Genomic DNA, 21,774 nt, shown 5'->3' with positions numbered 1-21,774 from the left:
CTTCAGGTCTCCAAACTACGTATGCGTCCCGCCGCCAGTTCGATCACTCGGTCCGCCGTAGCGATCGTTTCCGGTCGGTGGGCGATCAGTAAAATGGGCAGGCCAAGCTGGCGCAAGGTTTGGCCGATCAGCATTTCATTATTGATGTCCAAATGGCTGGTGGCTTCATCCAGGATCAGCAGCTGTGGCTGTTTGTACAATGCCCGCGCCAATAATAAACGTTGTTTCTGTCCCGCTGACAGGGTGCCACCCATTTCCCCGATTAACGTCTGATAGCCCATCGGTAATTTATCGATGTCCTGCTCCAACTGCGCCAAACGGGCGCACTCGCTGAGCTTTTGCTTATCCACCCGCGAAGAGAAAAATGTCAGGTTATCTGCGATAGAGCCGCGAAACAGTTGATCCTCCTGCAACACCACGCCGATATGCTGACGAACCTGTGGATACTCCGCCTGCCGGTGCTCAATGCCCAGCGTGCGTATCACCCCGGCGGTCGGTGGATATAACCCCAGCACCAGCTTGGCCAGCGTGGTCTTACCGCTGCCAGAGGCACCAACCAGCGCCACCACCTCGCCTGGCATGATCTGCAGCGAGACTTGCGACAGGATCTCCCGCTCAGTGCCAGCATATTTAAAACTGACCTGATCCAGACTCAACGCCGGCCGATCGCTCGGCCAGACGCAGGCGGCTGATGACACACCCGCGCCACCAGCCGCCTGCGACGCCGCATCTTCACGCGCTGCCAGTAGGATATCCGCCAACCGTTCGTTATAGACATCCAGCATTCGGTAAGCGACCAGCTTGTCGATCAGCCCGTTGATGCTGGACGAGAAGCGGCCCTGAAAAGACATATAGGCCACCAGCATGCCCACCGAAAACTGACCGGCCAGTACCGCGCTGGCTCCCAGCCACAGCACCGCCGCCCCCACCACGCTGCCGATCACCGTCTGCATAATGCCGTAAACCATCATCAGTTTGCTTTCACGCAACTGAGCATTGCGCCGGGCGACGTTAAGGTTACGCCAGACCGATTCTCGCGGCGTCAGCGCTCCGTTGACCCGCAGGCTCAACACCCCGCGCAGGCTTTCCAGAAAGTGGCTGGATTCCTGGGTACCGGCGACCCAGCTGTCTTCTGCCGCTTTACGCAGCGTACTGAACCAAAACAGCCGCAGCAGGCCATAAACCAGGGCGGCCACCAAGGCCACCAGGGTTAATTTGGCACTGTAGAAAAACATCATGGTGAGGGTACCCACCACCAGCAACACATCCAGAAAGGCTTCAAGCAACGTGGTGGTCAGGGTGTCCTGAATGGTGTCGACTGCATCGAATTTGGCGCTGATATCCCCCATGTTTCGCGCCTCAAACCAGCCAATCGGCAGCCGCAGCAAATGGTGAAACACATTCGCCGTCCACTGCATGTTGAAATTGACCGCCATGGTGAGGGTCGCCCACTGGCGGGCCAGTTCCAGTAGCGTCTGGGTCGCGGCCATCAGCAACATGGCAATGACGATCAGCGTCAGCAGGCTGGCGTCCAGCGCCACCAAAACCTCGTCAATCACCAGTTGGTTAATCAGCGGGCCGATCAGCGCAAACACTTCGAGCGCCAGGGCAAAGCAGAAGATTCTGCCCAATGCGGCCTTCAGCCCCTGGGTTTTGCCAATCAGATCCATTAGGCGGATCTTTTTACGCTGGTCTTTGGCTGCAAACTGGTGAGTGGGCGTCAGCTCCATCGCGACGCCGGTAAAATGACGGTCTGCCTCCCGCAGGCTCATTTTTACCTGGCCGCGCGCCGGATCGTGCAGCTCCAGCGTTTGCCCCCGTACCCGCTTGAGCACCGTAAAGTGATTCATGTCCCAGTACAAAATGCAGGGCAGTGCCAACTGGTGCAATTCCTCAAGCTCCAACTGCACCGCGCGTCCGCTTAAGTGCAGGTGTTCGGCGCAGCTCATCAATTGCGAAAATGTCATACCGAGCTGCGAAACGTTAAATTGCGCGCGCAGCGTGGGCAGATCAACCCGATGCCCGTGCCAACCGGCGATCATCGCCAGACAGGCCACGCCACACTCCGCCGATTCTGTCTGGCGGATCAACGGCAGGCGCTTGCGCCATCCCCAATTAATCACTTCGATAACGTCCATGTTCAGATCCTCCCTTGCAGGCTCCATAATGGCTCCAGCAGCCACTCGTACAGGCGACGACTGTCCAGTTCTACATCTGCGGAAACGGTCATGCCGACGCGCAATGGCTCCTGCCGGCCATAAGCCGTAATGGTGGGTTTATCCAAGGCTACGATGACGCGGTAATGCCCTTCGTTTTCCTTCCATACCATGGGGTTTTGCAGCATTGCTTCGCTGGCGCTGAGGCTGGTGTCGGTAATGGCCCGGGTGGCGCCGTACTGCACGCCAAACTTTTCATAGGGGAATGAGGCAAAGCGTAGCCCCACCCGCTGTTGGGGCTTGATAAACCCCACCGCTTTACTCGGGGCAAAGAGTTCGACCTGCAATTGTGCATCGTCGGCAACCATCATCAGTAAGGGATCGCTTTGTTTTACCGTCTGCCCGGCCCGGGCCAACACCACGGCGATATGGCCATCCACCGGCGCAGTCAGCGTATGATCGCGCTGGGCACCCAGTTCGATTTGTTGCTGCTTAATGCCCAGCAACTGGCGTTCAAGTTCGGCGTCACGTGCCTGCTGCTGCTGTTCCAGGGTCCGCAGTTCTGACGCCGCCGCGGCCAGCTCGCGTTTCAGCCGTACCTGCGCCTGCCGCTGGAGCTCAACCTTTTCCTGCGCCTTCGCCAGCGCCATTTGCTGCTGCTGGAATTCAAGCTCTGAGACATAGCCTTTAGCGATCAGCTTGCGGTAACGCCCCATCAGCGACTGGGCCAGTTGCGCCTGCTGCTGAACCAGCACCATTGCCGCCTCTGTGCTGGCCAACTCCTGATTGAGCTGCGCGATGCGTTGACGCACGCCAGTTTGCTGCAGGACGCGGGTCGCAAGCTCTTGAGCACGCTGATGTTCCAGCATGCGGTATTGGCGATTTAATGAATCAGAAACCGAGGCCAGAGTACCTATACCCTGCCCATTGAAATATTCGCCGCTGAGCCGATACAGCGCCTGCCCGGCCTTGACCGCCGCGCCTTCCTCCACCAGCCGTTCGGTGACCTGCCCGGCGCTGCGCGCCACCACCTTGATCAATCCGCTGGACGGCATCACCACCCCCTCCAGCCGCGCTTTGCGGGTATATTCACCCAGTATCAGAAATAGCATGATGGCCAGCACCAGCAGAATGCTGACCCAGGCATAGGCGGTTAAACTGAGGCTGGCGGGGATAATCACTTCACCCTCGGCCCTGGTGGCCTGAGCGGCAAAATAACCCTCGCGGTAAAGCTGGGGGGGACGTCCTGTCATTGGGGGTTATACCTTTATCGGCATTATAGGTCGATAATCATCTTACTGACCGCGACGCTTCCATTTACGGACCAATCTTTGCGCCGAGGTATATATTGACTTCATAAAAGTCATTGTCCCTAACAGCACGAAAAAACAAATCATCCACTTGGCCAATTCACAAGGGATATTGATTTTTAACAGACCGTCATATTGGCTAAGCCCCACAATAAAAAACAGATTATGGGATAGCGTAACGGCAAGAATGACCATAATAAAAACCGACCAAAACGTCTTCATAAAAGACACCCATTCAACATTAACATGCAACCATGTCAATATCTTAAACAGTCCATTATACTAAGGTGGTATACGTATTTATTACCAATTGCAGGTGCCGCCATTATAAGTGCCAGAGTTACCTTTTGACGCATTTTGTGAACCATTGCCACTACCAAAACAAGCACTCAGCGAACCAATTGATGAACCTACCACACTGCCAAAAACAGCTCTGGCACCTCCAACAATGAGGCCACCTGCCACCCCTCCTAATACAGCAAAACCAAGTGCGCTTGCGCACTCTGAGCTAATTACAGGGGTTGAAGCAACAGCCGGGTTGTAAGTCTGCCTCCCGTAGTTAGCGGATATCCCGCGGCCATAGTGATTTACTCTGGTCCGGGTATCTACGCTGCTTTCACCACCACCGCCAATCATCATAATTTCGGTTCTCGTTAAGCTTTTCATAACATCTCCTTATTTTAAAAGTCCATATTTAAACCACATATTTGAAACGTATAATACAGACATATATAAACATAAAACAGCAGCGCGTCAATATTAAAGTTAATCGCCACCACAATAAAAATTCAAATAAATAAAGCGACTTACACGAGAAGCTTAATCTGGAAACTAACAAGAATCAATATTAATTCTATCGCAAAAAAAACCTTATTTATTTAATATTCAACTAACAACTTACCTTGGGAATTTAAATTAGTAATGCCAATAAACCAATAAATAAACAGCGACGCAAAAGCGCCGCCTCCCAGTAGAGATTAATGGCTGCCCGGATTGGCACGCAGCCTGGCCACCTGCGCTTCCACATTGCGCCAGGCCGGTTTGTCACCGGCATAACGCTGGCGCAGGTAATTCACCAGATCTGCCACCTGCCGATCGGAGAAACTGTCCTTAAAGCCCGGCATAAAACCCAGATCGGCGGTGGCAGGTTTGGCAATCCCCTGCAGGATCACTTTGATCAGGTTATCCGGTCGCTCACTGAAAATATTGGTGTTATTGGCCAGATCCGGACTGACGCCAAACAGCTGTGGCCCACCGGCAGCGGCACTGTGGCAGGCCTGACAGGCCCCCTGAAACAGGCGTTCACCGGCCTGTTGCCCCAGGGCAGGTTGCAGACGGGTGGCCAGTTTGACCTGCGGCTCTACATTTAATTGAGCCGGGCTGCTCAGGGATATCAGATAGTTGGCCATCGCCCGCACGTCAGACTCCGGCAACGTCGCCAGCTCGCTGACCACCGGCCCCATTGGCCCGGCCGCGACGCCGTGCTCGGCGGAATGACCGCTGCTCAGGTACTGGAACAGCTGTTCTTCATCCCAGGGTTTCTCCGCCGTGGCCAGTTGGTTCAGCGCCGGGGCTTCCCAGCCGTCCACCATCGCCCCGGCCAGGAAGCTGCTGCCCCCCTTTTCCGCCCCCATCAAATTACGCGGTGAATGGCAGGCCGCACAGTGCCCCAACCCATTGACCAGATAAGAGCCCCGGTTCCACTGGGCGGTTTGCGCAGGGTCCGGCTGAAACTCACCCTGACGCAGAAACAGTGCATTCCAACCGGCCATCAACGGGCGGACATTAAACGGAAAACGCATCTGGTTAGCCGGATTGCTCTGCGCGACCGCTGGCTGCGACATCATATAGGCATACAGCGCCTGCATATCACCGTCGGTCATTTTGCTAAACGACGTATAAGGAAAAGCCGGGTACAGATTACGTCCGTCGCGGCTGATGCCTTGACGCATCGCCCGGTCAAAAGCGCCAAACGACCAGTTGCCGATGCCGGTCTCCACATCCGGCGTGATATTGGTGCTGTACAGGGTGCCAAACGGAGTCTCCATTGCCAGCCCACCGGCGTTGGTTGCCCCTTCCGAGGCGGTGTGGCACACCGCGCAATCCCCGACGGCGGCCAGTTGACGACCCCGTTCCAGGGTGGCGGCCGACCAGGTACCCGCTCCCGCAGTGGCTACCGGGGCAATTTCGGCACGCCACGGCAGTGCCGTAGCCGCTACGCCCAACACCGCGCCAAAAATACCGGCCGCACCGCCAAACCACCATTTACTGCGCCTGGGTTTAGCCGCTGGCGCAGCTTCCTGTCGGGCGCTATCCGGGCCGTTCAGCGCCTCGCGCAGTCGGTCGGAAGTGATCGGCAACTCGCGGAAACGAATGCCGGTGGCGTCAAACACCGCGTTGGCAATGGCCGCAGCACTGGGCACCGAAGCAGACTCCCCGGCCCCCAGCGGCGGATCGTAGGGCCGTGGCATCATCACCACGTCAACTGCCGGTACCTCAGGGAAAGTCAGGATCGGGTAAGCCCCCCATTCCTTGCTGGAAATGGTCGATTCTTCGAAGGTCACCCGCTCTTTCAACACCCGGCTGGTCGACTGGATCACGTTGCCGTGGATCTGGTGGCGCACACCGTCCGGGTTGACCATCATGCCGGCATCGTGTCCGACCACAATACGCGTCACCGCCACTTCGCCGCTGGCCTTGTCGATCGCCACATCGGCGACCCAGGCCGCCCAGGCAGCACCAAAACCGGGGAATTTGCTGTGAATATAGCGCGCATAGGCAAAACCACGCCCGCGCAGCACCCCATCTTCCGCCGGGGTTTGCATCGGTTCGGTATGCGGCGTCCAGCCTGCACGTTCGGCGGTGCTGAGCATCAGTTCGGTGGCCCGCTGATCCTTGATATAACGCAGTCGGTATTCGAGCGGATCCACACCGGCCGCAGTGGCCAGTTCATCAATATAGGACTCGTGCGCGAAGGTATTCGGCAGTGCCGACACGCCACGCATCCAGGAGGCGCGAACGATTGGCGCCATATCCTCAATGCTGACGCGCAGCTCCGGGTATTCGTAAGGCGGCACCGAGGTACGATCCCCCATCTCATAGGCCACCGGCACCGGTTCAACCATTCCGGTCAGCAACAGCGCCAGCGTAGGTGCGCCGTTGGACGGGTAATAGGTGCGAAAATCATAGGCCACAGGATGACCGGCGGCGTCCAGTCCACCATCCACCTCCATCAGTTGTGCGGTGCCCTTGGGTTCCCACAGGTGTTCCTGCTCGCGGGTTAACTGCACCCGTACCGGGCGGCCGACCGCTCGCGACAATAACGCCGCATCGGCACAGACATCATCGGCGCAGTTGCGGCCATAACAGCCCGCCGCCTCCATGCGGATAATGTCGATTTGTTCTTCCGGGTATTCCAACAGCCAGGCGAGATCGGCACGCAGCAGATGCGGGTTCTGGCTGCCTGACCAAACCTGTAACTGCTGCAGTTGGTAGTCCGCCAGCGCACAAGACGGGCCGATCGAGGCGTGCAGTTGATACGGCCACAGGTAACTGTGGGTAAAGCGCCGATCGGCAGCAGCCAATGCCGCATCTACGTTGCCAGTGTCATGCACCACCCGTGTCGAGTGCGGGTTATCACGCAGCGCCTGCGCAACGTCGGTCATCTGCGGCAGGTTACGCCGCCAGTCCTTCCAGCTCACCTGCAGCGCTTCCGCTGCCTTGATCGCCTGTTCTTCGCGCTCGGCGACGATGCCGATAAAATCCCCGATCACCACCAGTTTGACGATGCCGGGAATATGGGCAATGGACGACTCGTCCACCGCCAGCAGGCTGGTGCCGACAAACTCGCCGCTGTCATAACCGGCATAGGGTGGCCGCACCACCCGACCGTGCAGCATGTTCGGCAGCCGCATGTCGTGCACATAGGTAGATTCGCCGGTGGCCTTGGCCGGGATATCGACACGCGCAGTGCTGGTGCCAACCAAGCAGTATTCGGCCTGCGGCTTGAGCGGCGCATCGCCGGAGATCGATAGTTCAACATGCACACCGGTGACCAGTTCGCCGTAGCTCAGCGCTTGTCCCTGTGGGCCGACAATCCTGCCGTCATTCAACGTCAGTTGTTCAACCGTAACGCCAAAGTGTTGTGCGGCCTGTTGCAGCAGCCAGCGCCGTGCCTCGGCCGCCGCATTACGCAGCGGCACGGCAGAAATCTGTAGCGTGGCGCTGGCGATGGTCGCGCCCTGATTTGGCGTGCTTTCGGTATCGCCCAACACCATGCGCACCTGTTCCATGCGTAAGTAAAGTTCTTCGGCGACGATTTGCCCCAGCGCGGTGCGTACCCCGGTGCCAAGATCGACATGGCCGTTGAAGGCGTAAACCTCACCGCTGTCGCAAATGGCGATAAACAGCCCCGGTTCTTTGGGTTTCAGGCTCGGCGTCTGACCTTTCGGCACCAGACCCGGCGGCGGCTGGATCTGATCGATAATCAGCAACGTGCCATGACGCTGCAATAATTCGGCCTGGCTCGGTAATGAGGAATGGGTGTCAGTCATGGGGCGAGGTTTCCTCACTGCGGCAAAGAATGATGGCGCGCTGAACCGCACGCAGGATTTCGATATGGGTGCCGCAGCGGCACAGGTTGCCGGACAGCGCCTGGCGGATTTCGCGGTCGCTGGGCGACGGATTGCGATCCAAAAGGGCTTTGGTGGTCATGATCATGCCATTCAGGCAGTAGCCGCACTGCGCGGCCTGTTCTTCTATAAAGGCCCGTTGCACCGGGTGCAGATGGTCACGATCGCCCAGCCCTTCCAGCGTGGTCACCGCGCGACCGGTCACACCCAGCGCCGGGATCACACAAGAGCGTGCGGCGATGCCGTCTATCAACACGGTGCAGGCCCCGCATTCACCGAGACCGCAGCCGTATTTCGGACCGTTGAGCGCCAGATCGTTTCGCAGTACCAATAGCAGAGGGGTATCCGCCATGACTTGGATATGAATATTTTCGCCGTTGACTGACAGCATCAGCGGATGCTCCGTCAGTGTTTTTACCGCACCTTCCCTGGGCAATTGCACTTCAGCTATCGCCATTATTGCGTCTCCGCCTGCGCTCTGGTTATACCCGTCATCTTTCAAGCCGCAGCGTTGTTAGCTGCACTTGCTCATCCCCAGTTACTTACTCGAGTAAGCGCGTGGGGATGAGCAAGCTGGGCGCCTAGTTGCAACTTGAAAGCTCTAGGGTATGTATTGTCGGCCGTGACCTCGCCGCCACCGCATTCACCAGACAACCGCAGTTGCGGGTGGCGAATCAGCCGGGCGGCTGGTCTTCCAGCATTTTATTGAGCAGGAACATCAGTGCTATACGTTCGGCCGGATTCAGCGTACCGAAAGTTAATTCTGTGATCGTCGCCGCATGCGGCACTGTTTCAGCCAACAGCACGGCACCGGTATCGGTCAGCCCAACCACCACTTTGCGTCGGTCGATCGGATCCGGCATCACGGTGATCAGGTCACGCGCCTTGAGACGCTCGACAATACCGCGAATGGTGGCCTGATCGACCGCCGTCACCTGCACCAGTTCGGTCAACGAACTTGGGCCCATGTCGCGCACCGCGCACAGGGTAATAAACTGCACGGCGGTCAGTTGCGAATCGCCCACGTTTTGCTGGAAAATCGCCACGTGGCGCTGATAAACCTTACGCAGCAGGTGCCCGACTTGTTCAGTAAAGTGATAATTTTCGGTCTTGCCGTTATCTGCAGCCGGGTATTCGGGGGGCGTCATTGCGTTACTCTCACCATCGATGGAAACCACCGAGAATAGTACAAACCCCCGCGTTTAGCAGCAAGGTTAACCCCGGTTGACCCGCGACGCCGCAGGTGCCACCACTTCACCATCGGCCACCACCGTGGTGCCATCCAGGCTGATGTCGCAGTGGCGCAGCGCGATATCCATATGGCACGGCGTTTTGCGCGTGCCGCCGACTTCGGTATTCGGCCCGGTGGAGAACAGGAAATTGCCGTAGAAGGCGCGTGCATCCATACACATCCCGTCGTTTTTGTCGTGCAACCCCATCGCCGTCCACTGCGCACGCGGCTGCAAACCCCAGCCGATATGCGAGATGCCGTACACTTCCGGATCGTTGAAATACTTCATGTACTCCCGCAGGTATTCCGCCTCGAAGCCGCCGTGAATGCGCGTCACAAAGCCTTTGTCGATCTCCAGCGTAATGCGTTCACGGGCATAGCTCTTGAACGGCAGCAGGATATCGCCCACCTCCAGTACCAGCACCCCTTCGGCCTGTTCTTCATTCGGCCAGGTGAACAGGAAGCCGCTCGGCCAGTGATCCCAGCGCCCCGGTTCGTCGGCGTAGCCGTATTCGGTCACCGTCGGGTATTGCCCCAACGGCGCACGGAAATCGCTGCCGGCGGCAGACTTCACCTGCATCAGCTTTGCCTGCTCCAGCACCGCTGCCGCCGCCAGCACTCGCGCTTTGTCCTCTGCATTAGGCAACATGCGTGCCAACACCTCCGGAGGTTCGACGGCCAACAGAATGCGCGTGCCGGTTTTCAGGATCTGCTCTTGCTCCGGCGAGTGCAGCAGCATCATGGTGTCGACAATCAGATCGGCCGCCTCCAGTGCACGTTGTGCTGCGTGGTTACCGGTCAACGCCGTATCGCCACAGTAAGCCGTCATGTCATTGCCCATGGCGCGCGGATGGTTAAATGACGGCAGTTCGACTGCGTAAACCTTGGCGCCCAGACGCAGTGCCGCATCGGTGGCAGCGCGCACCGTACGCGCATCGGAATAGTGACTTTTCAGGATCGCCACGCTTTGCGAAGCATCAACCTTCGACAGCGTAAGGACCTGCTCGAACAGTTGAACCAACTGACTATCATTGACCGCCATGTGTATCTCCTGTCTCGCTAAAGGTTGGCCGACACACCAGGCGCCGGTGAGGTTGTTTTGTACAAATTAAAGTGATCACACTCTTTTAATTATCTAAGCCGAAAATCAAACAGGAAGCAAGGCCGCGCAGCCACCCATAAGCAAATCCTATTTTAAGCCCTATCCATCCTGTGATTAACATGAGTTTAACAGCAATGGCCGGTTAATTAGCGTGAGCCAGATCTAAATTAACACTTGTGCAACTTTGCGTTATTTAGCGTATACACTATAAATCAATCGTCCAGCATCAATGCGGATGACAGGTAAAAAACCAAACAGTCAGGGGAAAAATGATGAGCAAACAACAACGCATTGCCGTGGTCGGTGCCGGTCTGGGTGGCGCTGCCGCCGCCGGTCTGCTGCAGAAAGCGGGCTTTACCGTCGACCTGTACGAACAGAGCCCGGTGTTTTCACGCCTGGGGGCCGGTATCCATATGGGACCGAACGTCCTGAAGATTTTCCGCCGTCTCGGCATCGAGCAACCGCTGGAGCAAATGGCCTCGCACCCGGACTTCTGGTTCAGCCGCGACGCCGAAAGCGGTGACTATCTGTCGCGCATTGAGCTGGGCGCCTTTGCCCGCAAAGAGTACGGTGCGGCTTACGTGACGGTGCATCGGGGCGATTTGCAGGCGTTGCAGATGGCCGCCCTGCAACCGGGCAGCGTGCATTTTGGCAAGTGTCTGAGCAAGATTGAGGAGCGTGACAACGAAGTGGTGCTGAACTTTGCTGATGGCACCCAGGCCCACGCCGATATCGTGATTGGCGCCGACGGCATCAACTCACGCATTCGCGAACACCTGCTGGGCGCAGAAGCGCCCACCTACAGCGGCTGGGTCGCCCACCGCGCGTTGATCCGCGGCGAGAAACTGGCCAAATACAACCTGAGTTTTGAAGACTGCGTGAAATGGTGGTCGGCAGATCGCCACCTGATGGTCTATTACACCACCAAAAAACGCGACGAGTACTACTACGTCAGCGGCGTGCCCCACCCGGCGTGGGATTTCCAGGGCAGCTTTATCGACAGCAGCCGCGAAGAAATGTACGAAACCTTTGCCGGCTATCACCCGATTGTGCAAGCGCTGATCGAATCCAGCGAGCAGGTCACCAAATGGCCGCTGTTAAACCGTAAACCACTGCCGCTGTGGAGCGAAGGCCGCATGGTGTTGCTGGGCGACGCCTGCCACCCGATGAAACCGCACATGGCGCAAGGCGCGGCGATGGCGATCGAAGATGCGGCCATGCTGGCGCGCTGCCTGCAAGAGACCGGTTTGACCGACTACCGCACCGCTTTCCAACTGTATGAAGCCAACCGCAAAGAACGCGCCTCCCGCGTCCAGGCGGTCTCGAATGCCAATACCTTCCTGCGCACTCAGGAAGATCCTGCCTGGGTTTACGGCTATGACCTGTACGCGCAGACGCTGAAGTCGGAGAACGCCGCATGAGCCATTTTCTGTATGGCGCCAACGTGCAGGCCAACGGTATCCGCCAGCACTACCTGCGCTACGGTGGCCAGGGGCCGGTACTGATCCTGATCCCCGGTATCACCAGCCCGGCGATCACCTGGGGCTTCGTTGCTGAACGCCTGGCCGAGCGCTACGACACCTATGTGCTGGACGTGCGCGGTCGTGGCCTGTCCGCCAGCGGGCCAGACCTGGCCTATGACGCCGAAACCTGCGCCGAGGACGTCAACGCCTTCGCCGCCGCATTAAAGCTGGAAAACTACGCCCTGCTCGGCCATTCGATGGGGGCGCGCTTTGCCCTGCGCGCCGCTGCGTTGCAACCGGCTGGCGTACGGCGATTGGTATTGGTCGATCCGCCGGTCTCCGGCCCCGGCCGTCGTGAATACCCAGGCAAATGGCCCTGGTACGTGGATTCGATTCGTCAGTCATTGCAGGGAATGGACGCCGAGCAGATGCGGGCCTACTGCCCGAGCTGGAGCGAACAGCAGCGCCAACTGCGGGCCGAATGGCTGCACACCTGCTACGAACCGGCGATCCAACGCGCCTACGAAGATTTTCATCAGGTCGACAGTCATCGTGATTACCCCTCACTGAGCATGCCGACGCTGCTGATGATTGCGGGCCTTGGCGGTGTGATCCAACCGGAAGACGCAGCGGAGATCCGCCAGTTGCAGCCGGAAATCACCTTGGTACAGGTTGAAAAAGCCGGCCATATGATCCCGTGGGATGACTTCGACGGTTTCTTCCACGCCTTGGGCGATTTTCTGGATTAATTAAGGAGCCTTTGTCATGAGTAAAAATTACCGTATCGGCCAGATCGTGCCCAGTTCCAACACCACGATGGAAACTGAGATCCCGGCGATGCTGACGGCACGCCAGTTGATCCGTCCGGAACGCTTTACCTTTCACTCCAGCCGCATGCGCATGAAACACGTCAGCAAGGCGGAACTGGCAGCCATGGACGCCGAATCAGACCGCTGCGCACTGGAGCTGTCCGACGCCCAGGTTGATGTGCTGGGCTATGCCTGCCTGGTGGCGATCATGTCGATGGGGTTGGGCTATCACCGCGAGTCCCAGGCCCGGTTGGCGCAGGTTACCCAGGACAACAACGCCGCAGCCCCGGTGATCAGCAGCGCCGGTGCGTTGGTCAACGGCCTGAAGGTGCTGGGTGCCAAACGCATTGCGCTGGTTGCCCCCTACATGAAGCCACTGACCCAAATGGTGGTGGACTATATCGAGCACGAAGGTATCGAGGTCAAGGTGTGGCGCGCGCTGGAGATCGCCGACAATCTGGCGGTAGGCCGTCATGAACCGGCCAAACTGCCGGGCATTGTTGCCGAAATGGATCTGAGCGGTGTCGACGCCATCGTGCTGTCTGCCTGCGTGCAGATGCCGTCATTACCGGCGGTCGCTACCGTTGAGGCGCAAACCGGCAAGCCGGTGCTGACCGCCGCCATCGCCACCACCTACGCCATGCTGACGGCACTGGAACTGGAGCCGATCGTTCCCGGTGCCGGCGCCCTGCTGTCCGGCGCTTATTAAGGAGGCAAAATGGCAGCCGAGCACTCGCTTACCGATAACTACCACGGCGTCTGGGGTAACCGCATCGGCTTCGGTCTGCGCCCGGCCCTGTTGGTGGTCGACTTTATGCAGGGTTACACCACCGAAGGCGCGCCGTTGTTCGCTCCCGGCGTGGTCAGTGCGGTCGAAGAAAGCGTGGCGCTGCTGGCAACCGCGCGCCAGGTGGGAATTCCGGTGATCCACACCAATATCCGCTATCATGCAGGGCATTTTGCCGATGGCGGCATCTGGGTGAAAAAAGCACCGGTCATGAAGGACATGGTGGAGGGGAATCCGCTGGCGGCGTTCTGTCCACAGGTGGCCCCGCGAGCCACAGAAGTGGTGTTGACCAAGCAGTATGCCAGCGCCTTTTTTGGTACCTCGCTGGCCCCCATGCTGGTGGCGCTCGGCGTCGATACTTTGCTGCTGGTCGGCTGTTCCACCAGCGGGTGTATCCGCGCCAGCGCTGTGGATGCGGTACAGCACGGCTTTCGCACCATCGTGGTACGTGAATGCGTGGGCGATCGTCACCCTGGTCCGCATGAGGCCAACCTGTTCGACATCGACAGTAAATACGGCGACGTCGTGGCCAAACGGGAGGCTATCGATTATCTGAACCGGCTGTAATCCAGAGTTTCACCTGCACGGAGAGCTGAAAAATAAAGAAGGCGCGGCAAGCGCCTCAGGCGACCGCCCGATACAGGGCGGCTTCCAAGCAAACACACAACGCTCCTCCTCCGGAGGCCACCATGCACCACCTGGAGACATCATCATGGCCATTGTTGAAACCCCGTTAACCGGGAAAGCGGGCGCAGAATCGCTTCTGTACCGCAAAATCACCTGGAAGCTGATCCCGTTCCTCTGTCTGTGCTATCTGGCCGCCTATCTCGACCGCATCAACGTCGGGCTGGCCAAGCTGCAGATGGCCGATCAACTGCAATTGAGCGAGGCGGCCTTCGGTCTGGGAGCCGGGCTGTTTTTTGTCGGCTATATCCTGTTTGAGGTACCGAGCAACCTGATCCTGCAACGGGTCGGTGCCAAGGTGTGGATTGCCCGCATCATGATCACCTGGGGCCTGCTTTCCGCCTGCACCATGTTCGTCACCACGCCTAACCAGTTTTACGTCATCCGTTTTCTGCTCGGCGTGGCGGAAGCCGGTTTCCTGCCCGGCGTGCTGTATTACCTGACGCTGTGGTTCCCAACCTACCGCCGCGGCCGCATTATTGCGTTGTTCATGATCGGTCTGCCGCTGTCGAGCGTGCTGGGTGGGCCGATTTCCGGCTGGATCATGGGGCATTTTGATATGCGCCACGGGCTGCATGGCTGGCAATGGTTGTTCCTGCTGGAGGGCATCCCCAGCGTGCTGCTGGGGGTACTGACTTTCTGGGTGTTGCCGAACAATTTTCGCCAGGCCAAATGGTTATCCGACGAAGAGAAACAGCGTATTGCCGAGGATCTGGCGCAAGACGACGCCGAGGCCGGTCACAGTAAACACAGCTTCCGCGACGGCTTCTTTAATCTCAAGGTCTGGATGCTGGGCGGCATTGACTTCTCGATCCTGCTTAGCGCCTATGCGATGGGGTTCTGGATGCCGACCTTTATCAAAACCGCCGGGGTGACCGACATTACCACTATAGGTATGCTGACCGCGCTGCCGAGCGTCGCCGCCCTGCTGGGGATGTTGTTGATCGGCACCAGTTCTGATCGTATGCGTGAACGACGCTGGCATATCATAGTGCCATTTATTGTCGGCGCGATGGCGATGGCCGGTAGCACTTTCTTCACCCACAACGTAATCGCCACGGTGCTGTTGTTCTCTGTCGCCCAGGCGGCGATCATCGGGGCGGTACCGGTGTTCTTCAGCCTGCCCGCCACTTTCCTGCGGGGGACGGCGGCAGCAACCGGCTTCGCATTGGCCTGCTCATTGGCCAATATCGCCGGGTTGGTGAGTAACTCGCTGATGGGGCTGGCGCTGGATCTGACCGGCAAAAGCGGTGGTGCACTCTGGGCGTTCGCCGGTTGCCTGTTGATCAGTTCCCTGCTGGTGGTCGCGCTGCCGGCCAAGGTGGTTAACCGCTGAGGATGTTGGGCTCCGTTCGCGGGGCCCGACTTATGGGCAGATGAAATGCCCGTCCGCCGCCTCGCCCATGCGTTGCAGCAAACGATGACCAATATTGTTACTCCAGTTAAAGCTGTTTTGCAGCACCACCACCGCTGTTTTATGGCGCAGATCCAGGCCGATATAGCTGGAATAGCCGCCGATAAACCCCACCTGATAGGTAATTTGCTGCGAGCCCACGTCGTCAACCACCCAGGCGATGGCCGCCGCCTCTTTACTGCGCGCAAAATGCACGGTCAGCGAGTCTTTCAGCGCCTGATCCAGTGCTGCCGAACCAGTAGGGACGAAATGTGCCTGCGCATAGCGCAGCAGATCGTCGGCGTCGGTATATAACCCGGCGGCGCCAATCATATAGGAAGAAAACTGCCAGTCGGGCACCGGCTGCCCGCGCCGAATAAACTTGGGCTGATCGCCGGCATGGCCAATGGCCCGTTGCGCATAACCCGGCAACTGCTGTGCATCGTAACTGGTGTGGATCAACCCCAACGGCTGGAGAATGTTTTCCGTGGTCAGACGATCGACGGTTTTACCGGTGCGCCGTTGCAGGATGTAATCCAGCAGCGCATAGCCCAGATTGGAATAGCGCGGCGCTTCAACGGCCGGGGCCTCAAACTGCGCCAGGTCGTCGAGGACTTTTGGCGTATCCAGCGAGCCATAAAAATTATCGCCGGTAAACAGATAGCGGACAAAGGCCCCCAACATCTCCGGTGTCATCATCTGACGCGGCAGGCCCGAGGTATGGGTCACCAACTGCAGCAGGGTAATTTTGGCCGCATCCTTGCTGAGCAAGGTGCCGGGCGGCAGTAAGGTAGCCAACGTATCGTCCCAATGCAGCACGCCCTTGTTGACCAATACCACCGTCACCTCGGCGATAAACCCTTTGCTGACCGATCCCACGGCAAACAGCGTATTGCCGCTGACCGGATAGCCCTGCGGCGTATCGGTCACGCCGTAACCATAGGTGTGCGCCTGCCCGTCTGCCGTCAATACGCCCACCACCAACCCCGGCGTCTGCTCGCCGTCAATAATCGGCCGTGCCAGGCTGTCGACCTCAGCCTGCAAGTCAGCACTGCACGCCAAGCGCCTGCTTTCCAACGGTGATGTGTCGGTCGGCATGCGTGATAACGTGCCACAGGCTGAAAGCAGCAATGGCATAATCAAAGCAAAACAGCGCGTTAGGAGGATTCTTATCTTCATTGCTCACGGGCCAAAAAATAATCGGCGCATGATAAACCATCACACCGGCTATGTCCCCGTGGAATAAAAAAAGGACGCAAGCAAGTTTGCGTCCTTAGTGGCCCTTCCGGCTAACACCCTGGTGTATTACTCGTCTTTCAAGCCCCGGTTAATCAGCATCGGTTCAATGCTTGGCGCCTTACCGCGCCAGTCGATATACAGTTTTTCCAGGTCCTGACTGTTACCGCGTGACAGGATCATATTGCGGAAACGCTGGCCGTTCTCTGCGGTCAGGCCGCCATGTTCGCTGAACCACTGGAAGGCATCATCCGCCAGCATTTCGGTCCACAGATAGGCGTAGTAACCGGCCGCATAGCCGTTACCCCAGATATGCTTAAAGTAGCTGGAACGGTAGCGCGGCGGCACATAGCTGAGATCGATTTTGTCTTTCATCAGCGATTCAGCCTCGAACTTATCCACGTCCTGCTGCGGCTGGTCGGCACTCAACATATGCCAGTGCATGTCCAACAACGCCGCAGACAGCAGTTCGGTCATGTCATAGCCTTTGTTGAACTTGTCGGCCTTTTTGATTTTGTCGACCAACTCTTGCGGCATCGCTTCACCGGTTTTGTAATGCTTGGCGTAGTGCGCAAAGACCTTGGGATCGCTGGCCCAGTGCTCGTTGAACTGCGATGGGAACTCGACAAAATCACGCGCGGTGTTAGTGCCGGACAGGCTTGGATATTCCTGATCGGCGAACATACCGTGCAACGCATGGCCAAACTCGTGGAACATGGTTATCACGTCATCGTACGACAACAGTGCAGGCTGACCCGGTGCCGGTTTGGTGAAGTTGGCGACGTTGTAAATCACCGGCTTGGTGCCTTTCAGCTTCGACTGCTCGACAAAGTTGCTCATCCAGGCGCCACCGCCCTTGTTGTCGCGCTTAAAGAAGTCGGTATAGAACAACGCCAGCGATTTGCCGTCTTTATCGAACACCTCATAAACCCTTACGTCCGGCTGATAAACCGGGATGTCCTTACGCTCTTTGAAACTGATACCGTACAGCAGGTTAGCGGCATAGAACACGCCGTTGTTCAGCACGTTATCCAGCTCAAAGTAAGGTTTGATCTGTGACTCATCCAGGTCGTATTTGGCTTTGCGTACCTGTTCGGCGTAGAACTGCCAGTCCCAGGCTTCAACCTTGAAACCGCCTTTTTGCTGGTCAATCACCGCCTGAATATCTTTGGCCTCACGTTCGGCACGTGCGGTAGCCGCCGGGACGATATCTCGCATAAAGCTCAGCGCGGCATCAGGGGTTTTCGCCATCTGGTTTTGCAACTTCCAGGCTGCGTAATTCGGGAAGCCCAGCAGTTTGGCCTGCTCAGCACGCACTTTAGCCAAACGAGCAATAGTCTGGCGAGTGTCGTTAGCGTCGCCCTTTTCTGCGCGGTTCCACGAGGCATCAAACAGGGCTTTACGCGTCTCGCGGTTTTTCAGGCTCTGCAATTCCGGTTGCTGAGTGGTGTTTTGCAACACCAGCAGCCACTGTTTATCCAGCTTGCGTTCACCGGCCGCCTGGGACGCCGCAGCCAGTTCGCCTTCCGACAGGCCATCCAGTTTCCCTTGTTCGGTGATCACCAGCGCGCCCTCTTTGGTCGCCGCCAGCAATTTGTTGGAGAACTGGGTGCTCAGCGTTGCTGCTTCCTGGTTCAGCGCCTTCAGCTTGGTTTTATCGGCGTCGGACAGATTGGCCCCCGCCAGTTCGAAGTTCTTATAGGTCACTTCAACCAATCGACGTGATTCCGCATCCAGTTTCAGCGTGTCGAGCTGCTGATGAACGGCCTTGATACGGGCAAACAGCTTGCTGTTGAGCATGATGGCATCATCCAACGCCGCCAGCTTCGGTGAGCTTTGCTCATCCAACTTTTGCAACGTGTCGCTGGTGTTGGCCGAAGTCATGGCACCAAACACATTCATCACCCGTGACAACATCGCGCCGCTTTGTTCCAGCGCCACTAAGGTATTTTTAAAGTCAGGCTTGGCCGGGTTGTTGGCGATCTTCTCCACTTCCTCCAGCTTTTGCTTGATACCGGCGTCGATCGCCGGGGCATAATCGCTTTCTTTGATCAGATTGAACGGCGGTGCCTGGAATGGCAGACGACTTTGATAGAAGAACGGGTTTTCATTCTTTTTATTGTTGTGTTGGTTGGCTTCACCGGTCACGTTAGCCTCCTTTGCCTGGCCACTTGGCAACGCGCTATGGTCCGCGTGCGGATGGGTTTCTTCTGCCTGTGCCTGCGAGCCCAGCGCCATGCCGATCGCCAACACCAATGTCGATAAACGCATCAAATCGAAACTCCTCCATGTTCACAGAATAAGGTCGCGGAGAGCTCATCTCCCCTTGAGTCACATCCTAGCTTAGGCGCTGTTGGGAGATTGAGCAAAAACAAGTGATTAGAAGTTAGTCACCTTGCCGACTGCATTCAATACGCCTCGGTCGCGCCGCTATTTTTTATCAGCGATATATAGTCAGCATGCGAAACAGTTGCATAGGGAATTAATTCAACCCTATGAAAAGTGAAAGGAATTATAAGATAGCCTGTTGACTTGTCAGGTTAGCCAATGTAACTTGATGTAAACTTTGATTAATGGAGCTAATCAAATGCACCTTATAATGGAAATGATTCTAATTATCATTTTTATCCTTATTATCAGTTACATCTATAAAAAAGCGCAAAAAAAAGGATGGCGCACCTATCACATCGTCGTGCCGTTCCTGATCTTTCCCCTTGCCGTTTTTTTAGACTACTGCCTGCAGCGCCAGGCGATCCTTTTGGATCTGGCCGCACTAAAAACAACGGCAATTTATGGTTTCCCGATGGCATTTATTTTTTCGCTTTTTTTGTACACCACCTCTCGCAAGAAGGAATTTAAATGAGAGCATTAACGGAAGTTGAATTATCATTCACTAGCGGGTCTGACGGCAACGATTCTTATAACCCGACCTCCCTCATTGTCGGTAGCCTAAGCACAATAGCGAAATTACCCACGCCGGTATCGTTAGCCGTTGGGGTTGGAACCGAAATTGCTATTCAGACCGCACCGCATCTGCCGGTCAACATTGCTATTCCGCAGGTTCCAATGGGCCCGACATGGAACGGCAGCGGCGGCGGGCGCCCTTCACCTTCGTCGTCACTTTCAACACCGGATTCTTCAAATTAAAAAACGCGTCCTTATTATCCCTTGCGCAATAAGGCTGGTATTTAACTCACTCTGTATCAATAACAACAATAACGCTTAAAAATGAAAAACCTCGCCATGCTTCACGAAAGTTTGATTCCTTTCGTCGCAAAAAAAATAGGCTCTCAATTACTCTGGCACAATGCATTAAGCCCTGCCGAGCAGGATGATCTGAAAACAGCGACCAGTTATCTTATCGAAGAAAATAAACGTCATGCTATTTTTGATGGTTGCACGCCACTCTCCAACGATGAAAAAGTATTTTTCGCCGAACGTTATGGCGGCGGTGCTATTTCGCGCAATGGCGGCGGCGCCCGCTGCGGTTTTGATGGGCGTTGGCAGGTTAAAGGCATCGGAGCCAATGCGTTAGTCGGCCAAGGTGCCAAACATGTCGATGGCGAGTTGACGATGACAGGCGCAGTGTTGGAGGCATTATGGGGAAACGTAATGGCCAAGCAACTGCCTTACGGCGCAGTGCCCAATAACGCGATCTTGCTGGCCAACAACCCTATCGCCGACGTCGCGTCTTCCGCGACGGCAAAATGACCGGTTCGATGGCCGGCGGCGTCGGCGTCGCCCCTGGCACCGTTGCCGGTGCCGTCATCGGCGGTGCCGCCTATACCGCAGGTAAAATGGTGGAATGGTTCCGCCAGCAACAACAGCCTCTCGGTCAATATCGCCACCATTAATTAGCATAATCTCACTTTCTAGCAATGCTCTCATTTTACTTCTCCTTTTGTGATAACCGTGAAATTACCGATGAAAAAAACATCCACACTCCCGAACCTAATAATGAATAACCGATGGATTTATAGGTCACGCCGCTTCCTGAGATAATTTGGACGGTGAAAATTACAATAAAAAAAGTGAGGTATAAGATAATTAGTCTTTTCATTTCATACATAACCTCGATAAAAATAATAAAATTAAATTATATAACCCATCACACCAAAGCAATCAACCGATCGACCGATTCAATAGTCGAAGGTCGGTGTGCAATAATAACTCTAGTGATATTCAACTGTGCAATGGCGTTATTAATATGTGCCTCGTTTTTTAAATCCAAATGACTGGTTGCTTCATCCATGAATAATATACTTGGCCGACGATACAGCGCACGTGCGATCAACAAACGTTGTTTTTGCCCGCCGGACAAGCTGCCACCTAATTCACCGATCAAGGTTTCATACCCCATAGGCATTTTTTGAATATCATCATGCATATTGCAACGCCGCGCGCACGCTTCTATACGCTTCAGATCCATTTCGGCGTCGAACCCGGAAATATTTTCAGCGATAGAGCCCGCCAACAGTTTGTCATCCTGCAACACGCAAGCGATACATTGGCGATAATTATTAACGCCAATGTTGCTGATATCCATACCGTCGACCAGCACGGCCCCTTCATCCGGCGGCAGCAGCCCACACATTAACTTCATCAACGTCGTTTTACCCACGCCGGAAGGGCCGACGATCGCCACGCTTTCTCCCGCCGCGATGCTGAGATTCAAATCCGTGATGATAGGTTTCGCCAAACGATCATATTGGTAACGCAGATTCCGCACCTGAAGCGCTGCGGCGTTGCCTTTTATGAAGACTTGTGGCGCAAACACGTTCACCGAACGAGGAAAGGTTATAATTTCGCCATAAACATTAACGCGGCGCGTATAATTGCTGAATAGAAGGAAAGAGAGAAAAATAAGAATAAATAAAAACGACAAAATACCAAAGCACCATGCGGGCAGCCCGGTTATCAATAGGGCTTTGCCCGCCCACTTCACCCGCTGATGCTCAGTGGCTTCCTGTCG

The 21,774-nt window shown here is 56.4% G+C and carries 18 protein-coding genes and 1 pseudogene; 9 read left to right on the top strand and 10 right to left on the bottom strand.

Annotation, left to right across the window (positions count from 1 at the left end; translation table 11 throughout):
- Nucleotides 1–2: 2 nt before the first annotated feature.
- The 7 genes from F8R23_RS02870 to F8R23_RS02840 all read right to left on the bottom strand — a co-directional run bounded on the left by F8R23_RS02870 (nt 3) and on the right by F8R23_RS02840 (nt 10,370).
- Nucleotides 3–2,138 carry a peptidase domain-containing ABC transporter gene (locus tag F8R23_RS02870; RefSeq protein WP_129935181.1) on the bottom strand — a complete coding sequence of 712 codons (2,136 nt, stop codon included), beginning with the start codon at nt 2,136–2,138 and terminating at the stop codon, nt 3–5.
- Nucleotides 2,139–2,140: 2 nt separating this feature from the next.
- Entirely contained in the window at nt 2,141–3,409 is a 1,269-nt protein-coding gene (locus F8R23_RS02865; protein WP_129934736.1) for an HlyD family secretion protein, read from the bottom strand.
- A gap of 360 nt (nt 3,410–3,769) precedes the next feature.
- Entirely contained in the window at nt 3,770–4,132 is a 363-nt protein-coding gene (locus F8R23_RS02860) for a hypothetical protein (protein WP_129938051.1), read from the bottom strand.
- Between the two features lie 311 nt (nt 4,133–4,443).
- A complete protein-coding gene (locus F8R23_RS02855) occupies nt 4,444–8,019 on the bottom strand; it encodes a molybdopterin cofactor-binding domain-containing protein (protein WP_151415217.1) in 3,576 nt (1,191 codons plus the stop codon).
- Nucleotides 8,012–8,554 carry a (2Fe-2S)-binding protein gene (locus tag F8R23_RS02850; protein ID WP_129934739.1) on the bottom strand — a complete coding sequence of 181 codons (543 nt, stop codon included), beginning with the start codon at nt 8,552–8,554 and terminating at the stop codon, nt 8,012–8,014. Before F8R23_RS02850 ends, F8R23_RS02855 begins: the two co-directional genes overlap by 8 nt.
- A 217-nt stretch (nt 8,555–8,771) precedes the next feature.
- The gene (locus F8R23_RS02845) at nt 8,772–9,245 is read right to left on the bottom strand and encodes a MarR family winged helix-turn-helix transcriptional regulator (protein ID WP_112347441.1); all 474 of its coding nucleotides are present in this window, start codon (nt 9,243–9,245) and stop codon (nt 8,772–8,774) included.
- Between the two features lie 66 nt (nt 9,246–9,311).
- Entirely contained in the window at nt 9,312–10,370 is a 1,059-nt protein-coding gene (locus F8R23_RS02840) for a 2,5-dihydroxypyridine 5,6-dioxygenase (protein WP_129934740.1), read from the bottom strand.
- A 329-nt stretch (nt 10,371–10,699) separates the two neighbouring features.
- Here F8R23_RS02840 and F8R23_RS02835 point away from each other — a divergent pair, with 329 nt between their 5' ends.
- The 5 genes from F8R23_RS02835 to F8R23_RS02815 all read left to right on the top strand — a co-directional run bounded on the left by F8R23_RS02835 (nt 10,700) and on the right by F8R23_RS02815 (nt 15,509).
- Complete coding sequence (locus tag F8R23_RS02835) at nt 10,700–11,851, top strand: FAD-dependent monooxygenase (protein WP_129934741.1); 1,152 nt, start codon at nt 10,700–10,702, stop codon at nt 11,849–11,851.
- Nucleotides 11,848–12,642: an alpha/beta fold hydrolase gene (locus tag F8R23_RS02830; RefSeq protein ID WP_129934742.1), complete on the top strand. Its 795-nt coding sequence runs from the start codon at nt 11,848–11,850 to the stop codon at nt 12,640–12,642. The genes F8R23_RS02835 and F8R23_RS02830 overlap by 4 nt, the downstream gene beginning before the upstream one ends.
- Nucleotides 12,643–12,658: 16 nt before the next feature.
- Entirely contained in the window at nt 12,659–13,411 is a 753-nt protein-coding gene (locus F8R23_RS02825) for a maleate cis-trans isomerase family protein (RefSeq protein ID WP_129938050.1), read from the top strand.
- Between the two features lie 9 nt (nt 13,412–13,420).
- Complete coding sequence (locus F8R23_RS02820) at nt 13,421–14,056, top strand: N-carbamoylsarcosine amidohydrolase (RefSeq protein ID WP_129934744.1); 636 nt, start codon at nt 13,421–13,423, stop codon at nt 14,054–14,056.
- 145 nt (nt 14,057–14,201) lie between these two features.
- Nucleotides 14,202–15,509 carry an MFS transporter gene (locus F8R23_RS02815; protein ID WP_112347447.1) on the top strand — a complete coding sequence of 436 codons (1,308 nt, stop codon included), beginning with the start codon at nt 14,202–14,204 and terminating at the stop codon, nt 15,507–15,509.
- A 30-nt stretch (nt 15,510–15,539) separates the two neighbouring features.
- On the opposite strand, the gene F8R23_RS02810 is transcribed toward F8R23_RS02815, so the two are convergent.
- Both F8R23_RS02810 and dcp read right to left on the bottom strand, forming a co-directional pair.
- Complete coding sequence (locus tag F8R23_RS02810; protein ID WP_170287973.1) at nt 15,540–16,745, bottom strand: serine hydrolase domain-containing protein; 1,206 nt, start codon at nt 16,743–16,745, stop codon at nt 15,540–15,542.
- Between the two features lie 126 nt (nt 16,746–16,871).
- The gene (gene dcp, locus F8R23_RS02805) at nt 16,872–19,073 is read right to left on the bottom strand and encodes a peptidyl-dipeptidase Dcp (RefSeq protein WP_129934745.1); all 2,202 of its coding nucleotides are present in this window, start codon (nt 19,071–19,073) and stop codon (nt 16,872–16,874) included.
- A gap of 328 nt (nt 19,074–19,401) precedes the next feature.
- Here dcp and F8R23_RS02800 point away from each other — a divergent pair, with 328 nt between their 5' ends.
- The 4 genes from F8R23_RS02800 to F8R23_RS24130 all read left to right on the top strand — a co-directional run bounded on the left by F8R23_RS02800 (nt 19,402) and on the right by F8R23_RS24130 (nt 20,656).
- The gene (locus tag F8R23_RS02800; RefSeq protein WP_129938048.1) at nt 19,402–19,665 is read left to right on the top strand and encodes a hypothetical protein; all 264 of its coding nucleotides are present in this window, start codon (nt 19,402–19,404) and stop codon (nt 19,663–19,665) included.
- On the top strand, nt 19,662–19,949 hold the full coding sequence (locus tag F8R23_RS02795; protein WP_129934747.1) for an E492 group microcin: 288 nt from the start codon (nt 19,662–19,664) through the stop codon (nt 19,947–19,949). Before F8R23_RS02800 ends, F8R23_RS02795 begins: the two co-directional genes overlap by 4 nt.
- A gap of 81 nt (nt 19,950–20,030) precedes the next feature.
- Nucleotides 20,031–20,513, top strand: a complete 483-nt coding sequence (locus tag F8R23_RS02790; protein ID WP_198642487.1) for a mchC domain protein — start codon at nt 20,031–20,033, stop codon at nt 20,511–20,513.
- Complete coding sequence (locus F8R23_RS24130) at nt 20,510–20,656, top strand: hypothetical protein (protein WP_165366341.1); 147 nt, start codon at nt 20,510–20,512, stop codon at nt 20,654–20,656. The genes F8R23_RS02790 and F8R23_RS24130 overlap by 4 nt, the downstream gene beginning before the upstream one ends.
- 254 nt (nt 20,657–20,910) lie before the next feature.
- Here F8R23_RS24130 and F8R23_RS02785 read toward each other — a convergent pair.
- Nucleotides 20,911–21,567 (bottom strand): annotated as a pseudogene (locus F8R23_RS02785) (ATP-binding cassette domain-containing protein); the annotation flags it as partial.
- Between the last annotated feature and the right edge of the window lie 207 nt (nt 21,568–21,774).

The sequence above is a fragment of the Serratia proteamaculans genome, from assembly GCF_008830365.1.
Lineage (GTDB): Bacteria > Pseudomonadota > Gammaproteobacteria > Enterobacterales > Enterobacteriaceae > Serratia > Serratia proteamaculans.
Note: the sequence above shows the minus strand (reverse complement) of the source record. Positions and strands in the feature narration are given on the sequence as shown.